Origin of the sequence: Ottowia caeni (genome assembly GCF_050821495.1) — a bacterium.
Classification (GTDB): Bacteria; Pseudomonadota; Gammaproteobacteria; order Burkholderiales; family Burkholderiaceae_C; genus Ottowia; species Ottowia caeni.
This window is the reverse complement of record NZ_CP151080.1, coordinates 1,552,362-1,575,726: the sequence shown is the minus strand read 5'-3', so window position 1 is coordinate 1,575,726 and position 23,365 is coordinate 1,552,362. Positions and strand designations below refer to the sequence as shown.

At 60.5% G+C, this 23,365-nt stretch carries 13 protein-coding genes and 2 pseudogenes; 4 read left to right on the top strand and 11 right to left on the bottom strand.

All coding sequences use genetic code 11. The features are described from left to right. Nucleotides 1–28: 28 nt before the first annotated feature. A complete protein-coding gene (locus AAAK34_RS07655; RefSeq protein ID WP_231698244.1) occupies nucleotides 29–2,524 on the bottom strand; it encodes an adenosylcobalamin-dependent ribonucleoside-diphosphate reductase in 2,496 nt (831 codons plus the stop codon). Further along, the gene (locus AAAK34_RS07650; protein ID WP_231698256.1) at nucleotides 2,521–3,681 is read right to left on the bottom strand and encodes an NAD(P)H-dependent flavin oxidoreductase; all 1,161 of its coding nucleotides are present in this window, start codon (nucleotides 3,679–3,681) and stop codon (nucleotides 2,521–2,523) included. Before AAAK34_RS07650 ends, AAAK34_RS07655 begins: the two co-directional genes overlap by 4 nt. Nucleotides 3,682–4,015: 334 nt before the next feature. Here AAAK34_RS07650 and AAAK34_RS07645 point away from each other — a divergent pair, with 334 nt between their 5' ends. Further along, nucleotides 4,016–4,969, top strand: a complete 954-nt coding sequence (locus AAAK34_RS07645) for a CysB family HTH-type transcriptional regulator (RefSeq protein ID WP_231698243.1) — start codon at nucleotides 4,016–4,018, stop codon at nucleotides 4,967–4,969. A 236-nt stretch (nucleotides 4,970–5,205) separates the two neighbouring features. On the opposite strand, the gene AAAK34_RS07640 is transcribed toward AAAK34_RS07645, so the two are convergent. The 6 genes from AAAK34_RS07640 to AAAK34_RS07615 all read right to left on the bottom strand — a co-directional run bounded on the left by AAAK34_RS07640 (nucleotide 5,206) and on the right by AAAK34_RS07615 (nucleotide 12,648). Then, entirely contained in the window at nucleotides 5,206–6,189 is a 984-nt protein-coding gene (locus tag AAAK34_RS07640) for a Bug family tripartite tricarboxylate transporter substrate binding protein (RefSeq protein ID WP_431777909.1), read from the bottom strand. Nucleotides 6,190–6,395: 206 nt separating this feature from the next. Beyond that, entirely contained in the window at nucleotides 6,396–7,514 is a 1,119-nt protein-coding gene (locus tag AAAK34_RS07635; RefSeq protein ID WP_231698241.1) for an NADPH:quinone oxidoreductase family protein, read from the bottom strand. A gap of 3 nt (nucleotides 7,515–7,517) precedes the next feature. After that, on the bottom strand, nucleotides 7,518–8,501 hold the full coding sequence (locus AAAK34_RS07630; RefSeq protein WP_231698240.1) for a tripartite tricarboxylate transporter substrate binding protein: 984 nt from the start codon (nucleotides 8,499–8,501) through the stop codon (nucleotides 7,518–7,520). Between the two features lie 21 nt (nucleotides 8,502–8,522). Then, a complete protein-coding gene (locus AAAK34_RS07625; RefSeq protein WP_231698239.1) occupies nucleotides 8,523–10,331 on the bottom strand; it encodes an acyclic terpene utilization AtuA family protein in 1,809 nt (602 codons plus the stop codon). A 146-nt stretch (nucleotides 10,332–10,477) separates the two neighbouring features. After that, entirely contained in the window at nucleotides 10,478–11,452 is a 975-nt protein-coding gene (locus tag AAAK34_RS07620; protein ID WP_231698238.1) for a tripartite tricarboxylate transporter substrate binding protein, read from the bottom strand. Continuing rightward, nucleotides 11,449–12,648, bottom strand: coding sequence for a CaiB/BaiF CoA transferase family protein (locus tag AAAK34_RS07615; RefSeq protein WP_431777908.1), 1,200 nt, complete (start codon nucleotides 12,646–12,648; stop codon nucleotides 11,449–11,451). The genes AAAK34_RS07620 and AAAK34_RS07615 overlap by 4 nt, the downstream gene beginning before the upstream one ends. Nucleotides 12,649–12,738: 90 nt before the next feature. On the opposite strand from AAAK34_RS07615, the gene AAAK34_RS07610 reads away from it, so the two are divergent. Continuing rightward, on the top strand, nucleotides 12,739–13,686 hold the full coding sequence (locus tag AAAK34_RS07610; protein ID WP_231698236.1) for a LysR family transcriptional regulator: 948 nt from the start codon (nucleotides 12,739–12,741) through the stop codon (nucleotides 13,684–13,686). Continuing rightward, nucleotides 13,683–14,417, top strand: coding sequence for an ABC transporter substrate-binding protein (locus AAAK34_RS07605; protein WP_231698235.1), 735 nt, complete (start codon nucleotides 13,683–13,685; stop codon nucleotides 14,415–14,417). The genes AAAK34_RS07610 and AAAK34_RS07605 overlap by 4 nt, the downstream gene beginning before the upstream one ends. A 136-nt stretch (nucleotides 14,418–14,553) precedes the next feature. Here the strand turns inward: AAAK34_RS07605 and AAAK34_RS07600 are convergent. The 3 genes and pseudogenes from AAAK34_RS07600 to AAAK34_RS07590 all read right to left on the bottom strand — a co-directional run bounded on the left by AAAK34_RS07600 (nucleotide 14,554) and on the right by AAAK34_RS07590 (nucleotide 21,505). After that, nucleotides 14,554–16,854 (bottom strand): annotated as a pseudogene (locus tag AAAK34_RS07600) (molybdopterin-dependent oxidoreductase). Between the two features lie 105 nt (nucleotides 16,855–16,959). Further along, nucleotides 16,960–17,814, bottom strand: coding sequence for a sulfurtransferase (locus AAAK34_RS07595; protein WP_231698234.1), 855 nt, complete (start codon nucleotides 17,812–17,814; stop codon nucleotides 16,960–16,962). A gap of 67 nt (nucleotides 17,815–17,881) precedes the next feature. Further along, a pseudogene (locus AAAK34_RS07590) lies at nucleotides 17,882–21,505 on the bottom strand (hydantoinase B/oxoprolinase family protein). A 241-nt stretch (nucleotides 21,506–21,746) separates the two neighbouring features. On the opposite strand from AAAK34_RS07590, the gene AAAK34_RS07585 reads away from it, so the two are divergent. After that, nucleotides 21,747–23,354: a Na/Pi cotransporter family protein gene (locus AAAK34_RS07585; protein WP_231698232.1), complete on the top strand. Its 1,608-nt coding sequence runs from the start codon at nucleotides 21,747–21,749 to the stop codon at nucleotides 23,352–23,354. Nucleotides 23,355–23,365: the final 11 nt, after the last annotated feature.

The following is a 23,365-nucleotide window of genomic DNA, read 5'->3' as shown; positions in this document are numbered from 1 at the left end:
TCCCCCGACGAGAGGAGGTTGTGCAAGCTTAACCGCAGCTACCGATGAATCCGCACTGAGTGCAGTAATCGCACCCATCCTTACGGATCATGGCGTGAGCGCCGCATTCGGGGCACTTCTTGCCAGCCATGGCAGTGGGCGACACGAGGGTCGCGGGCTCTAAAGCGGGCTCCGCGGCCGGAAGTTCTTCTGCGTCGAACAGCGATCCCTGGGCGGCCTGTGCGCGCGAAGAAATCAGGTTCTCGATGGCAAAACCAATGGCAGCAACCTCGCTGTCGTGCCAGCGAGGCACACGAGTGCCGTCGGGCTTTTCGTACGTACCAAGGCGCACCGGACCACGATCCCAGGTAACCTTCTGCATGTCGGACAACGCACGGTCGAGGAAGCCCCCGCGCGCGGCCAAGCTGAGCATGCGCATGGTGGCCGTGATCCACTGCTGCGATTCGCCGCTCTGGCCCACAGGCATGAAGAACTCGATGGCGCGCTCCACCGTACGGCCATCAGGCGTGGCAATGGGGAGGAAAGAGACGATCAGGTAGAGCCGCTGTTGGCCTTCGCTGGTCCAGTATTCGATCTTCTCGGTGACGGCCGGCAGGCCACCCGAAGGCCGCTTTTCGATCACCGTGCGCATGGGGTCGACCGGTGGTTGAGTCTGTTGCAGCGGTTCAGGTGCGGCGTTGGCCGGCTTTTCTTCCTTGCCTGCCACGGGCGTTACTTCCAGCACGGCCCCCAGAATGCTGTTGGGCCGGTAAGTGGCCAGACCTTTCAGCCCAGCCTGCCAAGCCTGGCGATACAGATCCTTGAAGTCGACATAAGGATAGTCTTCAGGAATATTGACGGTCTTGCTGATGCTGGTGTCGACGAAAGGCTGTACCGCCTCCATCATGGCCACGTGATCGGCCGCACTCATTTCCAGGGCGCTGACAAAATACTCGGGCAATTTTCCTGGCGCGTTCCCGGAGGAAGCATCTTTTTTCAGCTCGCGATACAGCCTGAAAGAGTGATCTTCCACGGTGTATTCGCTGCGGCTTCCGTCGGCCTCGCGCTTGTTGCGCTTGTAGGTCCAGCTGAATGCCGGCTCAATGCCGTTGCTTGCATTGTCGGCAAATGCCAGGCTCACAGTGCCAGTGGGGGCAATGGAAAGCAGGTGGCTGTTACGAATGCCGTGCTCGCGGATGCTGGCCTGAATGTCTTCTGGCAAGCGGCTGGCAAACGTGCCGGGGGCCAGATAACCATTGGCATCAAACTTGGGGAACGCCCCTTTTTCGCGCGCCAGATCTACAGACGCACGATACGCTGCATCGCGCATGCGGCGTGAAATCTGGGCAGCCATGTCGCGCCCTTCCTGGCGGTCGTAGCAGAGCTCAAGCATAGTGAGCGCGTTGCCCAGCCCTGTAAAGCCTACTCCAATGCGACGCTTGGCAGCGCTTTCAGCGCGCTGCTGCTCCAGAGGCCAGAAGGTCACGTCGAGCACGTTGTCGAGCGCCCGAACTTGAGTGGCCACCACTTTTTCGAACTCTTCGAAGTCAAACGCGGGCTTTCCGCCCTCGCTGAAAGGATGGCGGACGAAATTGGTCAGTATGATGGGGCCAAGATCGCAGCAGCCGTAAGGGGGCAGAGGTTGCTCGCCGCAGGGGTTGGTCGCCTCAATCCGCTCGCAGTAGTTCAGGTTGTTGTCACGCTTGATCTGGTCAAGGAACAAGATGCCTGGTTCAGCGAAGTCGTACGTCGACTTCATGATGGTGTCCCACAACTCGCGTGCGGAAACTTTGTTGTACACCCACAGGCCATCGGCCCGCTGTGACACGCCCTGCTCGATCAACTTGGCACCGGGGGGCGCCTTGTGCACAAGTTCCCAGTCGGCACCCTCAGCCACGGCCTGCATGAAGCCGTCGGTCACGCCTACGGATACGTTGAAATTATTCCAACGGCCAGGCGTGCGTTTGGCGGTAATGAATTCGAATACATCTGGATGGTCGATGCGCAGCACACCCATTTGGGCGCCCCGACGCGCGCCTGCGCTTTCGACCGTGGAGCACGACTGATCGAACACATTCATATAGCTGCAGGGCCCGCTGGCCATGCTGGCAGTGCCCTTGACGTAGGCGCCCTTCGGACGAATGCGGCTGAAGTCATAGCCCACGCCGCCACCACGTCGCATGGTCTCTGCTGCTTCGCGCAGTGCTTCGTAGATGCCGGGATAACCTTCGTCGTCCACGCCCTGGATGGCGTCTCCGACCGGCTGGACAAAGCAATTGATGAGCGTGGCCTGAATGTCAGTACCGGCCGCGCTCATGATCCGGCCTGCCCCAATGGCGCCGGCGTGGAGATTGTTCAGAAACTTTTGTTCCCACTCAGCGCGGAGTTTGGGTTTCTCCACCGAGGCGAGAGCTCTTGCGACTCGAGCAAAAAGCTGCTCGACATTGGTTTCGCCGGTTTTGAAATATTTTTCTGCCAGCACATCGCGACTGATGGGCTGAACGGCCAGACGGGCCTGCGCGCTTGGCAGGGTGTCTCTTTTCATGTAGTGAACTCCGCGGTAACTGCTGCCGGCATGACGGCACCGAGCAGCCAAACCATCAATTCTTGCACTGATGCGATTCGCGATCCGAAAGGCAACTTCCCAGCCCCTCTAAAGAACAGGCCTTTATCAGTCTGTCCGGAATAAGCGTGGCCCAGTTGCTGGTCAATACAGAACTGCCCCATGGTGGCCACACCGTCGCGCAGACCACAGTGTGCCAAACAATCGAAGGCCATGTTGCATTGTTTCTTAACATGGGCCACAGCTTTCAGCTTTGGCTCGATACGAATGTATTTTTCAAGCCACGGAGTGCGCACACCCCGGGCAGGCAGGCCCGCCACGCTGATGAATTCCACCAGATCTTCGGGCTTGGCCTCCGCCAACACCCGCTTGAATTCAGGCGCGGCGTCGCATTCTTGCGTCACGGCGAAGGCCGTACCCAGCTGCACCCCCGCTGCACCCAGACCCTGCAAACGAAGAATATCCTCGCGGCAGCTGATGCCACCTGCGGCAATCAGTGGAATTTCCCGCTCAATGCCCGCAGTTTTGAAAAACTCCCGAACCTGCGGAATAACGTTTTCAAAATCAAAGCGCGTATCCTGCAGATCAGCCACCTTGGCGGCTCCCAGGTGACCACCGGCCAGGCGTGGGTGCTCGATCACGATCGCATCGGGCAAGCGGCCCTTTTTCTCCCATTTGCGGACAATCAGCTGTACGCCCCGCGCGTCCGAAAGGATCGGAATCAGTGCCGTATTTGGAAAATCTTTCGCCAACTCTGGCAGATCGAGAGGAAGGCCGGCGCCCACCACCACGGCGTCTACACCGGCTTCCAGGGAGCAGCGCACGTACGCCTCGTATTGGCTAAGGGCTTTCATGACGTTGACGGCAATAGCACCATGCCCCTCCGAAAGCTCGCGCGCGCGCCGCACCTCGCGCTGAAGCGCCTCCAGGTTGGCGGCATTAATACGTTCAGCTGCGTCGGGTTCCTTTTCAATCTTGTCCGTTTTTTCCATGAGGTCGGGGTGCAACCGGCGCAGATCAACTGATGAAATAGTTCCCATTCCACCCATTCGAGCAACAGAACCTGCGAGTCCGCCCGCCGATACGCCGACACCCATGCCGCCCTGCACCACGGGCAAAAGCGGGCGCCCCTTGAGCATGAGGGGGTCAGGGTAGATTGACGGCACAGCGACCACAAGCGATCCACTGCGCCAGAAAAGGAAGACTGGGCAATCGGCGCAACGCCTTCGGCAAGATAGGATTTCATGAAAATGCAAGGCCTCAGGAAAGAACCCGAGAAGACTATCCCCTTGCGCCGACGGTCGCCTTGCCCCAAGTCAAGTGTCGATCAAATGGCGGCACCTCCTCCTCCGACATGACTCCCAACACGTTATTCAAACATAAGCAAACAAAAAGAATGTAGTTGGCTGGTGGCCCTGCAAGGTACATGATGCGCGCGTTTGCAGCAGATGCTGCCAGAGTGCATCAACCACCATGAATTTCCAGCAATTGCGATCCGTGCGCGAAGCCGTTCGTTGCGGCTTCAACCTGACAGATGTCGCCGATGCGCTTCATACATCGCAACCGGGTGTCAGCCGGCAGATTCGAGAGCTGGAAGACGAACTCGGTATCGAAATCTTCGTTCGAGCGGGAAAACGCCTCACAGGCCTGACACCTCCGGGCGCCGCATTGCTCCCAGTGGTCGAGCGCCTGTTGCTGGAATCCGAGAACCTGAAGCGAGTGGGTGACGATTTCAGTTCGAGCATGGAAGGGCAGCTTTCGATCGCCGCCACGCATTCGCAAGCGCGCTACGCCCTGCCGCTCGTCGTTAGAGACTTTCGCGCTCGCTATCCTGATGTGGCGTTGCATCTGCACCAGGGTTCACCCCGGCAGGTGGCGGCCATGCTGATGTCGGGCGAGGCGGACATAGGCGTGGCCACCGAGGCTTTGACCAACCACGAAAGCCTGTTGACGCTGCCTTGCTACAGATGGTCGCACAGCGTGATCCTGCCTGAGAACCACCCGCTGCTGTCAGCTCCCCAGCCCTTGACTCTGCAAGCTCTGACCGAGCACCCCATCATTACGTACGATCAGGGATATACGGGCCGCTCGCACATCGACGATGCCTTTCAACGGGCAGGCCTTATGCCTCGCATCGTGCTAACCGCCATGGATGCCGATGTGATCAAGACTTACGTTGAGCTTGGCATGGGCGTCGGCATCATAGCCGCCATCGCGTTCGACCCGGAGCGAGACCGCCTGCTGCGAATGCTCGACGCACGCCACCTGTTCCAGCTGAACACCACTCGGCTGGGCTTGCGGCGAGGTGCATGGCTACGAGGCTACGCGTATGACTTCATAGAGATGTTCGCACCGACCCTGACGCGCGCCGACGTGGAACAAGCCATGCGAAGCTATGAGCCGCAGCCGTGGGGAGACCACATTTAGGGCCGATGCGGTTTGCAGTGCCAGAGCGTTTCTGTTCACCGTGCAAGCCACAAAACAACGCCAGACGCAGATCATGCGCCGCTGCCCTCACCCTGCCCCTCTCCCGGGGAGAGAGGAAAGAAGAGCGAGGCCATTTTGCGACATCCTCTAAAACCGCTCCTACAGTATTTTCAACCGCATCAATCAAGGATACATCCATGGGCCTGACCAATAACGACGGCTACTCAGGTCCCACCTCAACCCACCTCCAACTTCAAGCTTCGAATGAAGGGTACCCAGCGATCGCGCTCGCGCCGACCGAAGTCATCTGCCTGGGCAGGCGTGCTGGGTGCCAGAATTTCGGAACCATTCTGCTTCACCAGCTTATCGCGTAGTTCCGGCAATTCCAATGCCTTGTTGAGTGCCTGATTGATTCGCTCGACGGCTTCCGTCGGGGTCTGCGCAGGCGCCATCAGGCAGTTCCAGGTGTAGGCTTCGTAGTCTTTCAAGCCCTGCTCTGCAAAGGTGGCCAACTCGGGCGCGGACGGATTGCGCCGCGCGCCTGACATCGCCAGTATTTGCACACGGCCTTGAGTGGCCATTGGCTGAGATGTGACAAGGCCGTCGAATACCAGGTCCACATGGCCGCCCGCCAGATCAGCCATGGCCGGACCGTTACCCTTGTAGGGCACATGATTCAGCTTGATGCCTGCCGCCCTGGCGAAAGCCTCGCCCACAATATGGCTGATGGAGCCGAGGCCGCCGGAGCCATAGGTGACCTGGCCCGGCCTGGCTTTGGCTTCGGCGATCAATGCCTTGAGGGTCTTGGGACCGCCCGACTTGCCGGCCAGCACCATATTCGTTCGAGTGACCAGGCCGATGATGCGCAGATCCTTGTCGACATCGAAGGGGAGCGATTTATAGAGGCCGACGTTCATCACCAGCTGCGAACTGGTGCCAAGACCAATGGTCAGACCATCTGGGGCGGCCTTGGCCACGGCTTCGGTGCCGATCGATCCGCCCGCCCCGGGCCTGTTTTCAACGATCACAGGCTGATGCAAGAGATCGCCCATGTAGCGAGCGAGATCACGCGCCGTGAGATCATTGCCACTGCCGGGCGCGAAGGAAACAATGATGCGAATTGGCTTGGCGTTTGTTTGTGCCCGCACGCCGGCAGCGAGCATGGCGGAAGCCATTACAACGGCTCGGCGGCCTATTCGAATGTTGGACAGGGTCTGCATCGGGTATCTCCTCATGTTGTCAGGGAAACCAAGCCACGGCACGCGCACGCGCATGTGCATGTGCATGTGCATGTGCATGCCGGTCAACATCTCTGTCCCCCGCCTGTCCCGACGGGGTTTACCACCATAATGCCATTCAGCGCCCCCCGGTTCCACCCCGATTCGGGTAATCCCCCCCGAGGAAAGGCTGGCCGCAAATACGCTCGTTACGGGTGCACCACACAGCCTCCGGTCACTTCACCCTTCCAGCGAGCGAGCAGCGCTTTCTTGTAGTCCGCGATTGGATAGGTGTGCGAGACAAAGGGACGGATCTTTCCTTCTTCGGCCCATTGGAAAATGAGGTCAAGCCTGGACTGCCGAATAGACGGATCCTTGCTCACCGCAATCGCCGACGGACAACCCAACACGCTCAGGCTTTTCATCTGGATGATGTTGGTGGGTAGCATATTGACGTTGGGCGCCCCTCGCAAACCCTTGCCGCGTGCCACATTTGGCGTGGAGGTCCAGCCGACGATGAGAAAGCGACCGCCGAAGGACATGCAGCGCAGGCTCTCATTCGATACCTGACCCCCTACGGCGTCATACACCACATCGACGCCGCGCCCTTCGGTAAGAGCCTTTACGTCGTCCCGGAACTCGCGCAGGCTGCCGTCGTCCGCGCAGATGTTCACGGCATAGTCGGCTCCGTGCTCCTTGACGAGGGCGAGTTTCCGATCCGAGCGGCCGGTCGCGATCACAGTGGCGCCCAGCAGTTTGGCCACCTGCACCGCCGCCAGCCCCGTCAGGCCCGATGCTCCGTTGATCAGCACGGTTTCGCCGCGCTGCACCTGACCGCGCACGATGAGACAGTGATAGGCGGTCTCGTAAGCCTGCAGCAGCGCCGCACCTTCATCGAAAGACAAATGCGCGGGAAGTTTGAACAAGCTGTCGGCCGGTATCACCACGTAGTTGGCCAAGCCGCCTACCGATTGATAGTCTCCGTGGGATCGAGGGCCGACTTTCATCATGTCGGCGAGTACGCGGTCGCCTACCGCGCATTGCGCCGAGTTTACGCCGGCACCCACGGCGAGCACTTCACCGGTGTATTCCATGCCAGGCGTGTACGGCGGCTTGGCCATGTGCTGATATTGGCCGCTGGTCATGAGCAAGTCCACCCATGCAATGGCAACGCTCTTGACTGCGACGAGCACCTCATGCGGCTTCAGCTCAGCTGGGTCGGGAGCCGGTTGAGCCTCCAGATGAACGAATCGATCCAGCGCCTCTTCGGGGCTCTCGCCATATTCGGTCACGACGACGCGTTGACCTGCAGGAAATGATTTACCCATGCTTCAACTCAGCTCCAGCTTCAGACTGCGAATGAATGGCACCCAACGCTCACGCTCGCGCCGCGTGAATGTATCTGCCTGCGCGGGTGTGGTCGGACCGAGCGGCTGCGCGCCCAGTTGCTCGACGAGCCTCTTGTTCATATCTGGCACCGCAAGCGCTTTGTTGAGTGCGCCATTGATCCGCGCAATGGTGGATGCTGGCGTTTGCGCCGGGGCAATCAGGCAGTTCCACGTATAGGCTTCATAGGTTGCCAACCCCTGTTCCGAAAACGTGGGCAAGTCTGGCGCGATCGGGTCGCGCTTCGCACCAGAGATGGCCAGCATGTGCACACGGCCCTGCCTGGCAACTGGCTGTGATGTGACCAAACCATCGAAAACCAGATCAATATGCCCACCTGCCAGATCGGCCATCGCGGGGCCGTTTCCCTTGTAGGCCACGTGATTGAGCTTGATGTCGGCAGCTCTGGCAAATGCCTCTCCGACAATGTGGCTGATCGAGCCCATGCCGGCCGAGCCAAAGCTGAGTTGACCGGGCCGAGCTTTCGCTTCCGCGATAAGCGCCTTGAGGGTCTTGGGCCCTCCGGCCTTACCAGCGAGAACCATGTTCGTGCGGGCAACCAGTCCCACCGTGCGCAGGTCTTTTTCGATGTCGAACGGCAGCGATTTGTAGAGACCTACGTTCATGACCAGTTGCGAGCTGGTCCCGAGACCAATGGTCAACCCGTCTGGCGCTGACTTGGCGACGTAATCAGTGCCCACCATACCGCCCGCGCCAGGCTTGTTTTCGACGATCACCGGCTGATTCAAGATCTCACTCATGTAGCGTGCGAGATCACGCGCCATCAAATCGTTGGCGCTGCCCGCAGCGAAAGAAACGATGATGCGAATCGGCTTCGCGCTCGCTTGCGCATACACGCCGCCTGCGATCATGGCCGAGGCCATGACCAAGGCACGTCGACTCAAAAGAGGAATGTTTGCCTGTTGCACAAGCTATCTCCTTGGTTGTGTTCAGTCGAACCAGTGAGCCGGCACTCGCACCGGCATACTGAGCAAGATCTGCCCCATGCCTTTGCCCAGCGGGTCGTTGCGCAACGAGGCCATGCCTCCGCCACCCAGCGCCTGCTCACATACGAAATTGAATGCATGGATACCCGGCACCTCGTATCGAGTCACCGGTCCACGCACCAAATGCTGCAAGTATTGTGCAACGCTTGCTTCGGTCACCTCAGACCGAAGCAAAGGCAGCCACTCCGGACGACGCGCGATGATGCCGATGTTGGATGTATCACCCTTGTCACCGGAACGCGCCCAGGCCAGGCGGATCAAGGGCACATCAATCCAGCCTTGCGGTGCATCGGTCGGCCCTGCAGCAGCAGGAGGCTGCGACGCCACGGGTGCCTGCGCCTGGGCAACGTCTCCGTTTTGCTCGGGGACAGAAATCGCTTGCCCGTCAAGATCCACCTTAGGTTGAAGGCGCTGCTTTGCGAGCAGGAAAGCGTACTGACGAATGGAAGGCGAGACCGACGCCCGTCCCCCGGCGCCGGTGGTGCCAGGCGCCCACGAAGTGCCTGCGGGCGCCACCTCGCGCGCCAACAGTTCGAGAGCGGCCTTGTCGGGGTGACAGGCCGTGATGCGCAATATGGCTTCGCGAGCCTGGTTCAAACCCGGGGCGGCATGAGGGCCGTAACCACTTTCTGAACCCAGTACTTCAATGTTCGACGCGCTGAGCGGTGGCAGGCCACGCGCTTGCAGCAAGTCCCCCACGCGTTCAAAAATCGCCTCTCCCGTACGGCGAGCCTTCGCGGCGGCTTCAAACCCGACAACGGTGAGTTGCGCTGATGTCTTGAAACCATTCACATAGGTGCTGCTCACCTTGTAAGACCCGGTTGGTGCACGGCCACGTGCGCCGGACACTCGAACGCGTTCGAAGCCTGCCGGCTCGATGCGTACATCGCGCCAATCACAGATCACATCTGGCAGCAGGTAAGTGGCAGGATCGTGGATTTCATAAAGGAGTTGCTCGGCCACGCACTGGGGCGCGATGAGGCCGCCCGTGCCAGAAGGCTTGGTCACCACGAAACTGCCGTCTGCGGAGCACTCGACAATGGGATAGCCCATATGCGCCCAGTCAGGCACGTCTCGCCAGTCGGTATGCAGGCCGCCTGTCGCCTGGCATCCGCACTCAAGAATGTGACCGGCCAAGCTACCACCGGATAGGCGATCGAAGTCGTTGGCGGACCAATTGAACGCGTGCATCAGCGTGCCCAGCGTGACCGCTGAGTCGACGCACCGTCCGGTAACGACGATCTGCGCACCTGCGTCCAGCGCAGCCTTGATCGGCAGCGCACCCAGGTAAGCGTTGGCTGTCAGCACCTTGGCGGGCAGTGGCGCGCCGCTTTGCAACTCCCGCACTGGCGGCTCGGCCGACCGCAACTCGGGAATCAGCGGCATCACATCGTCGCCTGTCACCACGGCAATTTTGACCGCCACCCCCTGTTCTGCTGCCAACGCGCGCAACGCCTGGGCGCAGCCCTCGGGGTTGACCCCGCCTGCGTTGCTGACAACACGGATGCCCTTGGCCGCCACATCTTTCAGCACACTCCGCATGGCCACCGTCACGAAGTCGGTCGCATAGCCCAGTTCGGGCTTTTTTAGGCGTGCGCCGGCCAGAATGGACATGGTGAGTTCAGCCAGATAGTCAAACACCAGGTAATCAATCTGGCCGCTTTGCACCAGTTGCGGAGCACCCACGCTCGAGTCGCCCCAGAAGCCCGAGGCTCCACCAATCCGAATCACTTTGTCTTTCACGTCACTCATCGCCCACTCCAATTGGGGTGTTCCTTTTCCACTCGTGTTCCCTCCGAGCACCCCAAGCTATTGGTTTGGCGCACGCTGAAGAAGCTGCCGGATCTGGAGGGAACAGCGTCCAAGGCCCGGCAGCTTGTTACGGAGGGCAAATACGCTTACTCGGGCTGTATGCCCGCAGCGCGGATCACCTGCCCCCACTTCTTCGACTCCTCGGCCTGGAATTTTGCTAGCCCCTCGGGCGAGGTGATGAACACGTCGCCGCTCACCTTGTCCTGAAATGCCTTGGAAGCGGGCAATTCCATGACCTTGTTCAAAGCCTGGCTCAATCTGTTCACGATGGCTGGCGGCGCGGCAGGCGGGAGATAGATGGCGGTCCAGTAGGTCATGGTGTAGCCCTTGACGCCGGCTTCGGCCACGGTCGGTACATCCGGCGTGGCCGCAAGCCGCTTGGAGCCGCTCGCCGCCAGTGCGCGCAGCTTGCCACCTTGCACCTGAGGCAGCGCAGCGGACGAATCGGCAAACATGAAATCGAGCTGACCACCGATCAGGTCTGTGATGGCCAACGGATTGCTCTTGTAAGGGACGTTGACCGCGTCTACCTGGGCCATTTGCTTGAGCAGTTCGCTCGCCACACGGCTCGACGAAGACCCGCTGCCAAAGTTCAGCTTGCCGGGGTCTTTCTTGGCCGCAGCGAGCAGATCGTTCAGCGATTTATAGGGAGAATCCGGCCGAACCACCAAAAGCATCTGGCCGCTGGAAAGCGTGCCCACAGGCGTGAAACCCTTAACAGGATCGTACGGAATTTTCTTGAAAAGGTGCTCGTTGGCAGCGTGCGTCGTGTTCGTGGTGATCAGAATCGTGTAGCCATCTGGCGCTGCGTTCGATACGTACTGCGCAGCCAGGAACCCACTCGCTCCGGCCTTGTTTTCCACCACCACCGGCACCTTCAGTTCATCGCTGAGCAACTGCCCCACCGACCGAGCCAACTGATCAGTCCCGCTGCCGGGGCCAAAAGGCACCACCATGTTGATGGGCTTGCTGGGGTACTGCTGCGCAGCGGCAGGCAGCGCGCTCAGGCCTGCGCAGGTTGCGAGCACGGCAGCCATGGCAAGAGTAAGTCTGCGTTTCATGAAGTCTCCTTGGTTTTAGTCAATGGGTTTGATGATTCGAGAGCTGGCAAGCCGTGTATCTGGTTATGAGCTCCAAGGCTTGGCGCGGCAATCGTTGGGCAGGGACGCTCACCGTCAATGGTGAGCGGCAGCGCTGTGAGAGAAAAGCCCTCTTCTGGTAACGCAGCGAGCATGCCGAGCGCCTGCACTTGAGGATGTGCAAGCGCCTCTGGAACTGTATGAACCGGCGCGCAGGGAACTCCTGCAGATTCGAAGCGCGCAATCCATTCCTCGCGTGACTTGGCGACCAGCAGAGGCTCCAACTGCTCAAACAAGGCGGCCTTGTTCAAGAGCCGCGCACGATTCGTGGCAAAGCGCTGGTCGTGCTGCCATTCCGGGCGACCGATTTCCGTGGCCAGTTTGGCGAACAAGCGGTCGTTACCGCAGCAAATCAACAGTGGCCCATCGGCTGTCTCGAAGGCTTCGTAGGGAACAAAGCCTGGATGCCCTGAGCGGTGGCGCTCTGGAAGATACCCCTGGTTGGTGTAGGTGTCCGCCTTCTGCCCGTTCCAGACCAAAGCAGTCTCGAGCAATGAAGTTTGCAGGACTCCACCAAGACCCGTATGCGAGCGCCGCTGCAGCATGGCCAGCGCTCCGATAGTCACCCACATGCCAGCCCCTTGGTCGCACAGCGAAGTTCCCGAGCGCATGGGAGGATCGTCCGGGCCACCATTGGTGCTGGAAAGCCCACTGAATGCCTGCACCAGTGGCTCGTAACCGGGACGCGAAGCCATGGGACCCAGATGACCGAACGCCGAGATTTCGCAATAGATCAGGCGCGGATGTCGCGCGCACACGCTTGGGCCATCAATACCGAGCGCCTGAGGCACGCCTGGCCGAAGGTTATGAATAAAGATGTCCGCCTCGGACACCAGCCGCTCAAAGGCAGCCTTGCCGGCATCGGACTTCAGATCGACAGCGACCGAATGCTTACCCCGGTTGAACACCTGAAAAATCAGTGAATCGCCGCGCAGAAATTCAGGCCCCATGCGCCGTGCATCGTCCCCACCCTCAATGCGTTCCAGCTTGACGACCTCGGCGCCAAGATCCGCCAAAATCGCCCCCGCGAACGGACCAGCCAATACTTGGCCCAGTTCCAGAACGCGCACGCCCTTCAGCACGCCTGCTCCACCTGCATTCACGTTGTTTGTCTCCATATCTTTGAGGCAGCCTCAGTCTAAGGGCACTGCATTGATATGGGAATAGTCATTGCCCTATATCTGTGATAACTTAAACGCATCAATCAAATGCGCGCCAAACTGACCCTACAGCAGCTAGAAGCCTTCGTGCAAATCGTCACGACAGGCAGCTTCCGCGCCGCAGCAGTGCACGTGGGCGTGTCCCAACCTGCGTTGAGCCGAACCATTCGCCAGGCCGAGCAAATACTGCAAGCCCGCCTGTTCGATCGGGACACGCGGAATGTGAAAATCACTCCCGTTGGGCAGGAACTGCTCCCGATTGCCCAGCGGATTCTGGGTGAATTCGACAACTCTTTTGGAGAGCTTGGTCAATTTCTGCAGGGGCGCACGGGGCGTGTGTCACTAGGGGTACTGCCCTCCATAGGCGCCTCGCTGATCCCAGGGGCGATCGCCAGTTACCGCAGCCAGCATCCCGAAGTAGAGTTCTCGCTATTGGAGGCTCCGGCCGACGCCCTGCTCACGGCGATCGATGAAGGGCGCGCGGATTTTGGCCTGAGTGTGCGGCCCGCGCCCGACAGGAGGGTACGCTACCGCCATCTGATGAACGACCCTCTCGTCCTTGTCTGCCAGCGCGACGATGTCCTGGCGACGAGAGATTCCGTGCCATGGTCGATCTTCGCCACGCGCCCCTATCTGGCCTCCCAGGCCAGCAGCAGTATCCGCCCCATCACGGACGCGGCCCTTCTGCGATTTTCTGTATCTCCGGCGCTGGAATACCCGAGCATTTCTGCCTGCGGCGCGCTGGTGAGGGCAGGCCTGGGTATTACAGCGCTGCCGCTGATGGCGCTTGATCTGATTCGCATGGATGGTTTGGCAACGGTGCCGCTCACACGTCCACAGGTCAACCGGCAGATTGGCATCATTACCCGGATCGGGCGAACCCTTCCCCCGGTCGGCCAGACATTTCTTGATACCCTGCTGGATCAGACTGGCTCCCGCAGTTCCACCCGTCAACCCCTTCACCGCTCCGTCTTCACTAGACAGGCTGACTTATGAACTTAGCTCCCGACATCGTCAACGCTTTCGCACCAACCGGTGTTCTGCACGCCTCCATCAATCTGGGGAACCCGATTCTTGCCAAGAAAGACACCGTCACAGGAGAGGTTGGCGGCGTGTCCGTGGACCTTGCGAATGCTTTCGCAGAGCGGCTTGGCGTGCCTTTGGAATTGCTTATTTTCGACACCGCAAGCAAGTCTGTGGAAGCCGTCAAGACTGAAAAAGCAGACATCGGCTTCTTCGCCATCGACCCATTGAGGGGCGAAGGCATCCGGTTCACCGGGCCTTATGTGCTGATCGAAGGGGCCTATCTGGTTCGCGACGACTCTTTGTTGCAAAGCAACGAGGAAGTCGATCGCAGCGGCACTCGCGTGATGGTGGGCAAAGGTAGCGCCTATGACCTTTACCTGACCCGTGAACTCAAGGCAGCTTCCATTGAACGCGCCCCATCATCGCCCGATGTGGTGCCGGCTTTTCTGGCCGAAGATGCGGATGTCGCGGCGGGAGTGAAGCAGCAACTGGAGAGTGACGCGCAGCGCCTGGGAGGCCTGCGACTGCTGCCCGGGCGGTTCATGGTGATTCAGCAGGCGATGGGAAGCCCGGCGAGCCGGGGCGAAGCTGCAGCCAAGGTCCTTACCGATTTCGTCGAAGAGTGCAAGGCCAGCAGCTTCGTGGCGAACGCGCTCGCCCGGCATGGTATTCACGGTGCCTCGGTGGCGCCCGCAGCGTAGTTCGTCTCCGTGCCGCTGTAGGTTGGCGCTGAGCGCAGCGAAGCCCAACAGACGGCGCTTCTCATTCCACGCCCCATGTTGGGCTTCGCTGCGCTCAGCGCCAACCTACGAGAAACGCCTCCTCTGCAGCCGGTAATCAGGCGATCTGCTGCCCGGGTTGCTCGAACGCCCTGATAGGTGGCAGGCTTCCCGTGTATTTTTCAATCTGGACAATGCTCAGTTGCCCCGAGCAGCCTTGCGCCAATGACGATGTTCCGACATCTTGGGTAAGCACATTAGGGTTGCCATGAACGCAGAGCGTGCCCCCTTGCTCATCAATGATGGGGTCGTACCACGCTCCTGTGGGTAAACGCACGACATCGGCTCGCATGTCTGGCGAGAGATGGGCCGATGCCAGGCAAGCGCCACGGTCATTGAACAAGCGAACCACATCGCCTTCCGAGATACCTCGCGCCGCGGCCGCTTGCGGGTGCAGGGTACAGACTTCCCGCTGACGCCGCTTGGTGGACTGGCTGTGTGCACCGTAATCCAGCTGGCTATGGAGTCGGCTCGCCGGCTGATTGGCAATCAGCCAAAGCGGGTATTGAGCGTTCGGAGTTTCTTTTGCTGGTAGCCAGGCGGGGTGACCCGGGCAATCCGCATATCCAAATGCGGCGACCGTGGGCGAACTGATCTGGGCCTTGCCGCTGGGTGTAGGTAGGGGGCGCCCTCCGGGTCCTCACGGAAAGCCCTCACGATGCCCCCGTTATCTGGACCTTGGGGTAGCGTCATTTCGCCACGCGCCCAGAACTCATCAAAGCTGGGTGCCTCCAGACCTTTTTCTTCCAGTGCCTGACGGGTGCGCTCGTACAAATGAGCCAGCCACTGCCGGGTGGTACGCCCTTCTGTGAAAGCCTCTCTCTGGCCCAGGCGCTCAGCCAGATCAGCGAAGATGTCGTAGTCGTCGCGTGCCAGGCCGTGCGGCTCGGCGATGCGGTGCATGGCCACCATGAGTGGATCGGTCGGGGTAGCCCCGATATCCTCGCGCTCCAGAGTCATGGTGCATGGCAGCACGATGTCCGCGTGGCGGGCGGTGGCGGTCCAGGCGATCTCGTGGACGATGAAAGTATCGAGGGTTCGGAAGCCCTCAGCCAGGCGAGCAAGATCCTGATGGTGGTGGAAAGGATTGCCACCCGCCCAGTAGGCAAGTTTGATGTGGGGGTAGGTATAGCGTTGGCCGTCGTAGTCAAAGTGTTCACCGGTTTGAGCAACATGTCTGTGATGCGCGCCACCGGTATGAACGCCTTCACCCCGTTGCTACCCTGCGGCAGGGCGGCTGTGGGAACGGCATTGGTGCGCCTGCCGTAATGCGCCATGGTACCCATGGCATAAGCATAGCCGCCACCCGGCAGGCCCAACTGCCCCAGCGCTGCGGCCAGCGCCACGCCTGCCCAGATAGGTTGCTCGCCGTGCTCGGCGCGTTGCAGCGAATGAGACAGCACCACAAGTGTTCGCTTGCCGTGCATCGAACGTGCCAGCGCCTGAATTTCTGCGGCATTGATACCGCACAGGGGCGAGGCCCATTGAGCTGTTTTGGGCACCCCATCAGTGCGCCCCATCAGATAGTCTTCGAAGGTCTGCCAGCCATCGCAGTAACGGTCAATGAAGGCCTTATCGTGCAGCCCCTCGCTGACGAGTGTGTGCACCAGAGCCAGCATCATGGCCGTATCAGAGGCGGGTGTGATGGGTAACCACTGAAACCCGGCCTCCTCGGGCATGTCGCTCTTTATCGGACTCACCGAAACAAAACGGCAGCCCCGCTTGGCGGCATCGCGTATGGCGTTACGTTCCACATGCTTGCTGACACCACCGGAGGCTACCCGCATGTTCTTCAACGCCATTCCGCCGAAGGCCACCACTACATCGGTATGTTCGACGATCTGCTCCCAGGTGATGGCGCGGCGCGCGACATCGTCCATGCTTCCCAGAACGTGCGGCAAGATAACGGCAGAGGCACCTGCGCTATAGCTGTTAACCGAGCGAACGTAACCACCCATCGCGGTGTTTAGAAAGCGGTGAACCTGGCTTTGCGCGTGGTGAAAGCGCCCGGCGCTTGACCACCCGTAGGAGCCGCCGAAGATCGCGCCGACCCCATGCTTTTCCTTAACGCGTTTGAGCTCAGCCGCGACCCGATCCATGACATCGCTCCAGGACATGGAAACATACTCGTCCGAGCCTCGCGCTGCATCCGGACCCGGCCCGCGCTCAAGCCATCCTCGCCTCACCATGGGCGTGGTCACGCGTACCTGGTGGCGTAGCGCGGTTGTGAAGTTTTCAAGTATCTGATTGGGATCTGGATCGCCCGGGTGGGGACGCACGGCCACTTGGCTACCCTGTAGCTGCGCGCTGAACACCCCCAGTGGGAGCTATGGGGAAGAAATCCATTGGGAGATGTCACGAAGAACCCTTCTTATTTTTACCAATTAGACAGCCGCCTGCGGCAAACGGCCACAAACAACGCACGCCCGAAATTGAGCCTCCGGAGAAAGTCTAGTGCTTGAGGCTAAGACCCTGTTGCGATGGGGGCTCCCGGCTGGGCGCTCCATTCGCTCCAGGAACCGGAGTAGAGCGTGGCGCCCTTCAGGCCGGCCACCTCCATGGCCAGCAGGTTGTGACAGGCCGTCACGCCCGACCCGCACTGGCTGATCACCTGATCCGCCGGCCGACCGCCCGTCAGCGTCTCGAAATCCTGGCGTAACTGCGCCGCGGGCTTGAATGTCCCATCTGCCGACAAGTTGTCGCGAAACAATCGGTTCTTGGCTCCCGGAATGTGGCCGCCAATCGGATCCAGCGTCTCGTTCTCTCCTCGGAAACGATCAGGCGCACGGGCATCCAACACCAACTTTTGCCGGGTTTCCAGATTCGCCTTCACGCCCTCGTAGTCAATCGCGCCAACCAACGCAGGACGCAGGCTGAAACGGCCTTTGATCGCCACCGCAGGAACGTCCGCACTGAGCGCCTGTCCGGAACGTTTCCAGGCGTCCATGCCGCCATCAAGCACAGCAGCAGAGGAATGGCCGACCCAACGCAGCATCCACCAGAGGCGCGCGGCATACATGCTGCCTGCGTTGTCGTATGCAACCACCTGCGTGTCGTCATTCAAACCCAGCGCAGCCATGGCCTGCACGAATGCCTCTTGGGCGGGCAACGGGTGGCGTCCGTTCTTGCCCGTTTTGGGGCCGCTGAGTGTGCTCTCCAGGTCCACGTACGAAGCACCGGGAATATGCCCGGCTTCGTAGGCTCTACGACCTGCTGCCGGGTCAGACAAATCGAAGCTGCAATCCAGTATGACCAAGGGCGCTGATTCCTGGCGCTCGGCAATCAGTTGGTCTACGGAGATAAGAGAATCGTACGTCACAGGAAAGGCTCCTTCTGAAAATCAAACGTCATGACATTCTTATACCTTGGAATCTTTGCCACGGCTGCTAGCCATATCCTCCCCCACCGGGCGTTTCAATGACCACGCAGTCTCCAGGCATTAACTCCACCTGGTCTCGCCCGCTCATCGGTTGAATCGACCCGTCAACGCGCTCTACCCACTGGCACCCGCACTGACCGCCAGACCCGCCATGCAAACCGAATGGTGGAATCTCACGGTGTGAGGACACGAGCACGGCCGTCATGGGCTGCAGAAAGCGCATCTTGCGCCGGGCGCCGTCACCGCCGCGCCAACGCCCTTCCCCTCCAGAGCCCTTGCGCACCGCGAAGGTCTCCAATCTCACGGGGAAACGCATCTCAAGCACCTCGGGATCCGTCATGCGGGTGTTTGTCATGTGCGCCTGCACCGCGCTCGCACCGTCGAACCCTTCTCCCGCGCCAGTGCCTCCCCCGATGGTTTCGTAGTACTGGTAGGTCGCATTGCCGAAGAGGAAGTTGTTCATCGTGCCCTGGCTTCCCGCCAGCGCGTCAAGCGCCCCGAACAGTGCGTTGCAGAGGCATTGCGAGATCTCCGTGTTGCCGGCAACTACTGCCGCCGTGGGTGACGGCGAGAGCATACTGCCAGGCGGCACGACAATTTCCAGGGGCACCAGGCAGCCTTCGTTCAGGGGGATGTCGTCACCCACCAGGCAGCGAAACACATAGAGCACCACCGCGCGTGTCACCGCCAGCGGGGCATTGAAATTGTCTTGGCGCTCAGGATCGGTTCCTGTGAAGTCAATGGTCGCTCTCTGACCGATGGGGTCGACCGTGACCCGGACCTGAATCTTCGCGCCGCCATCCATTGCATAAGAAAAGCTGCCACTGCGCAACCGGCTCAGCACGCGGCGTACGTTGTCGGCGGCGTTGTCTCGTACGTGGCGCATGTAGGCCGCCACCATGGGCCACCCATACTGCACAATCGCGCGCTGCAGTTCCTGCACCGCACGCTGATTGCTCGCGACCTGTGCTGCAATGTCCGCCACGTTGACATCCGGGCTGCGCGCCGGATAGCGAGCGTTGGCCAATAGCGCCCTGAACTCCCGCTCACGAAAACGACCTCCTTCAACGAGGAGGAAGTTGTCTATCACCACCCCCTCTTCCTCCAGGCACGTGGAATCCGGCGGCATGGAGCCCGGCGTGGTGCCGCCGATGTCGGCATGGTGCCCACGGTTCCCCACGAAAAAGCGGATCTCCTTGCCCTCTTCGTCGAATACTGGCGTGATGACTGTAATGTCAGGCAGGTGGGTTCCCCCATGGACCGGATCGTTGAGCGCGACGCTGTCGCCTGGCCGCAAGGTCTTGCCGCGGCTTGCCAGCACGGCGCGAACACTTACGCCCATGGCGCCCAGATGCACCGGCACATGGGGCGCGTTGGCTACAAGCCTGCCTTCAGCATCAAAGACTGCGCAGGAAAAATCCAGACGTTCCTTGATGTTCACACTGCGAGCGGTGTTCTGCAGCACAGCACCCGCCTGCTCAGCCACATTGGTAAAGAGCTTGTTGAACACCTCCAGCAGCATCGGATCCGGCTTCGAATGATCGTGCCCGCGCACCCGTGCCACGGCATGTACACGGTGCATGCGCATGTTACCGAAGCGATCCAGCCTCACACTCCAGCCCGGCTCCACCACGACCATGGTCGTGTCTTCCCGGATCAGCGCGGGCCCGGCCAGATCAACCTCCAACAGCAGCCCCGCCCGGTCATGAACGGGCACCTGCAACTCCTGACCTTGCATCCATACCGTCGCCACACCGATGGGGCTCAAGCTTCGCCCTTCGTCCCCCAATGGAAGTGCTTGCCGGGAGGGGTTCACCAGGCTTGCCTCAACCTCAATGGTGCCGACCACCAGAGCCGTGCCCGTGGCGTGAAAGCCAAAACGGCGCGCATGCTCGGCGGCTACTGCCGCAACGACTTGATCGTGTTCGGCCAACGGCACTTTGAGCGAGGTGTCGGTGCCTGCGTAGCGCATATGCAGCGCGCAGCGCACTTGCAGGGTCCGATTTCCATCAACTTTGTCACTTCCAGCGCTATCCACCTGCTCCCTTAACTGGGCACGCGCCTGCGCCTCCAGTTCTGCTGCCTGCTGACGCAATATGCCCGCAACTTCCGCGTCAAAAGGTATTTCCAGTGCCTTCTCCCGTAGCACGGTCTGTTCTGCCATGCCAATTCCAAACGCGGAAAGCACGCTCGCGAACGGATGTATCAGTATGGTGTCCATGTGCAGCGCTTCAGCCACCAGACATGCGTGTTGCGCGCCGGCGCCGCCAAAGGACTGCAACACGAAGTCAGCGGGGTTGTGTCCCTTTTGAACCGACACTTGTTTGATCGCATTCGCCATGTTCGTGACGGCAACCATCAGAAAATCTTCAGCGATTGCACGCGGGTCCTTGCGGTGGCCTGTGGCCTGCGCCACTGCGTCGGCAAGCTCGTCGAATTTTTCGCGGACAACCTCGGCATCCAGAGGCGCATCGCTGGCCGGGCCGAAGATGGCCGGAAAATACGCCGGCTGAATTTTGCCCACACACACATTCGCGTCCGTTACCGTGAGCGGCCCGCCATTGCGATAAGCGGCCGGGCCAGGGAACGCCCCCGCCGAGTGTGGCCCGACCCGCAAGCGGGCACCATCAAACTCCAGTATGGATCCCCCCTGCCGCCACGGTATGAATGGCCATCATGGGCACCCGAACCTGCACACCTGCGAGCTCAGCGTCGTAGGCCCGCTCGAAGGCGCCCGCATACAAGGAAACGTCGGTAGAGGTGCCCCCCATGTCAAATCCGATGACATTGCCAAAGCCGGCCGCTTCGGCCGTGCGTGCAGCCCCCACCACACCGCCGGCCGGGCCAGACAACAAAGCATCTTTTCCGTGAAAGGCCTGGGCAGCCGCCAAGCCGCCGTTCGACTGCATGAAATACAGCTTCACGCCCGACAACTCGCTGCTCAACTGTTCCACGTAAGAGTGCAAAATCGGCGAGAGATAGGCATCTACCACCGTCGTGTTGCCACGAGGCACAATGCGCACGCTATGACTGATCTCGTGGCTGGGTGAGACCTGGGTGAAACCGATGTCGCGCGCCAGTTGCGCCACGCGCTGCTCGTGCCCAGGAAACACCCAGCTGTGCATCAGCACCACGGCGCATGATCGGAGACCCCTTCGTAGGCCTGCCGCAACACACGGGCGAGCTGCTCTTCGTCCAGCGGACTCAACTCACGCCCTTGGGCGTCGATACGGCCGCTGATCTCCACGACCTGTTCATACAGCACTGGTGGCCGTTGCACATGCAAGTCAAACAAGTGAGGGCGGGTCTGATTGCCGATGAGCAGCAGATCGGCAAAGCCTTGATTGACGATGAGCAGTGTAGGCTCCCCCTTGCGCTCCAGCAGCGCGTTGGTGGCGATGGTCGTGCCTATGCGAACCTCGCTGACCAACCCCTCTGGAATTGGCGCATCTTCAGTCAGGCCCAGCGTGGCCTTGATACCGGCCACAGCGGCATCCTTATACGCCGATGGGTGAACGCTAAGCAGTTTGCGCGTTGCCAGGCGGCCCTCAGGGTCGCACCAAACGATGTCGGTGAAAGTGCCGCCACGGTCGACCCAGAATTGCCAGGAAGGTTTAGAACTTGAAGCCATGGCGACATGCTAGCGGAGCCAGGGAGGCCCTGCATAGCCCTCGCGAGTCGGTGGTAGTGCGGATCGCCCGAGGCCGTGCTGCCACAGACCGCAGGGAGTTGCGCAGGGCATCCCCAGAGCGCCCCCGCTCTCGGTGTAACCTCGCGGGTTTCCACATTGCACTGCGCGCCATGGGTGGCGCCAGTGGAGTTACCGCTTTGCTCAAACACTTTTTGACTCCTGACCTGCGAGACTTGGCCTGATGAACGAGATGCTCTTCCCCTTTCTGGGCGGCTTGGGGTTGTTCCTCATTGGGATGTTGCTCATGTCCCAGGGGCTTGTGGCCTTTGGTGGCGAAGTATTAAAGCAAGTTCTCTCGCGCTTTACAGGCACGCCCACCATGGCTGCATTCACTGGCGCGCTGGCGACTGTGATTGTGCAGTCCTCATCGGCCACCACCGTGACGCTGATCGGCTTCGTCAGTGCGGGCCTCATTAGCTTTACCCAAGCCATTGGAGTGCTCATAGGCGCCAGCCTGGGAAATACTGCCACGGGGTGGATCGTGGCCGGACTAGGGCTGAAGATCAACCTGGGCTTTTACACCCTGCCGCTGATCGGGCTGGGGGCTTTGCTCAAGCTGATGGGCCGTGGCCGCTGGGCCGAGTTTGGCATGGCCATCGCGGGCTTCGGCATGATGTTCATGGGGCTGACCACCCTGCAAGAAGGCATGCGTGGCCTGGCCGGCGTGTTCAATTTCGCCAGCCTGCCGGTGGGCGGCTTTGGCGCAAGTGTCTTGATAATGCTGTTTGGCCTGGCCTTGACTGCGGTCCTTCAGTCGTCCACGGCGGCTATTGCAACCACCTTGACCGCGCTGCACACCCAAACGATCAACTTTGATCAGGCAGCCGCTCTTGTGGTGGGTGCCGCCATCGGCACTACGATGACTGGCGTGCTGGTCACGATTGGTGGCACCATCCACGCCAAACGCACGGCGGTAGCGTACATACTCTTCAACGCCGCAGCCGGTGCTCTGGCGATTGCCCTGTTGCCCGTGCTTTTCTGGGTGATCGCCTGGTTGGGCGCGCACGCTGGCCTGGACCCTGGCGCCATGAGCCTAGCCGCGTTTCATACCCTCTTCATTGCGCTGGGGGTAGTGATCTTCCTGCCCATATTGCCCAGGTTCGCCGGGTTGGTCGAACGCCTGCTGCCAGACAAAAAAGAACACACGCTGACGCAGCGGCTGGACGACTCCATGCTCGCCATTCCGTCTGTCGCTCTGGAAGCCTCACAGCGTGCTCTGGAGGAAACAACCGAGCGCATGCTGGGCGCCTATGGAAGAGTGCTGGCTGGCGGAACCCATACCCTCTCCCCCGGAAAACTGCAGGAGTTGGAGCGTTCACTGGACACCGCCTACGCCTTCGTCAGCCGCATCGAGCTGCGGCAAGATGACGCGGCCTCGGCAGCAAGGCGAATTGCACAATTGCACACCATAGACCATCTGATACGGTTTCGGAGTCGGCTGGATGAACTGATACACAACGGCACCGACCTCACTTCACCCGGGTATGCGTGGGCGTTGTCGCACAACCAGAAAATCCTGGACCTGGCACGCAACGGGTTAGCGGAGCACCGGCTTGCCGACATACTCCCTGAGCTGCAGGTGAACGCCGCCGGGCTCACCGAGCTGTCGCGCCAGATGCGCCATGAATTGCTGGACGGCAGAGGCGCACTCTCCAGCAAAGCAGCAGACATTCTCGCCAAGGCCGATGCCTACCGTTGGCTGGAGCGCACCGCACATCACATCTGGCGCATCAGCCACTATCTGGCCATGGGGCGCCCAGAGGGCAATGCGACAGCCGATCCAAGCTGATAAACTGGAGG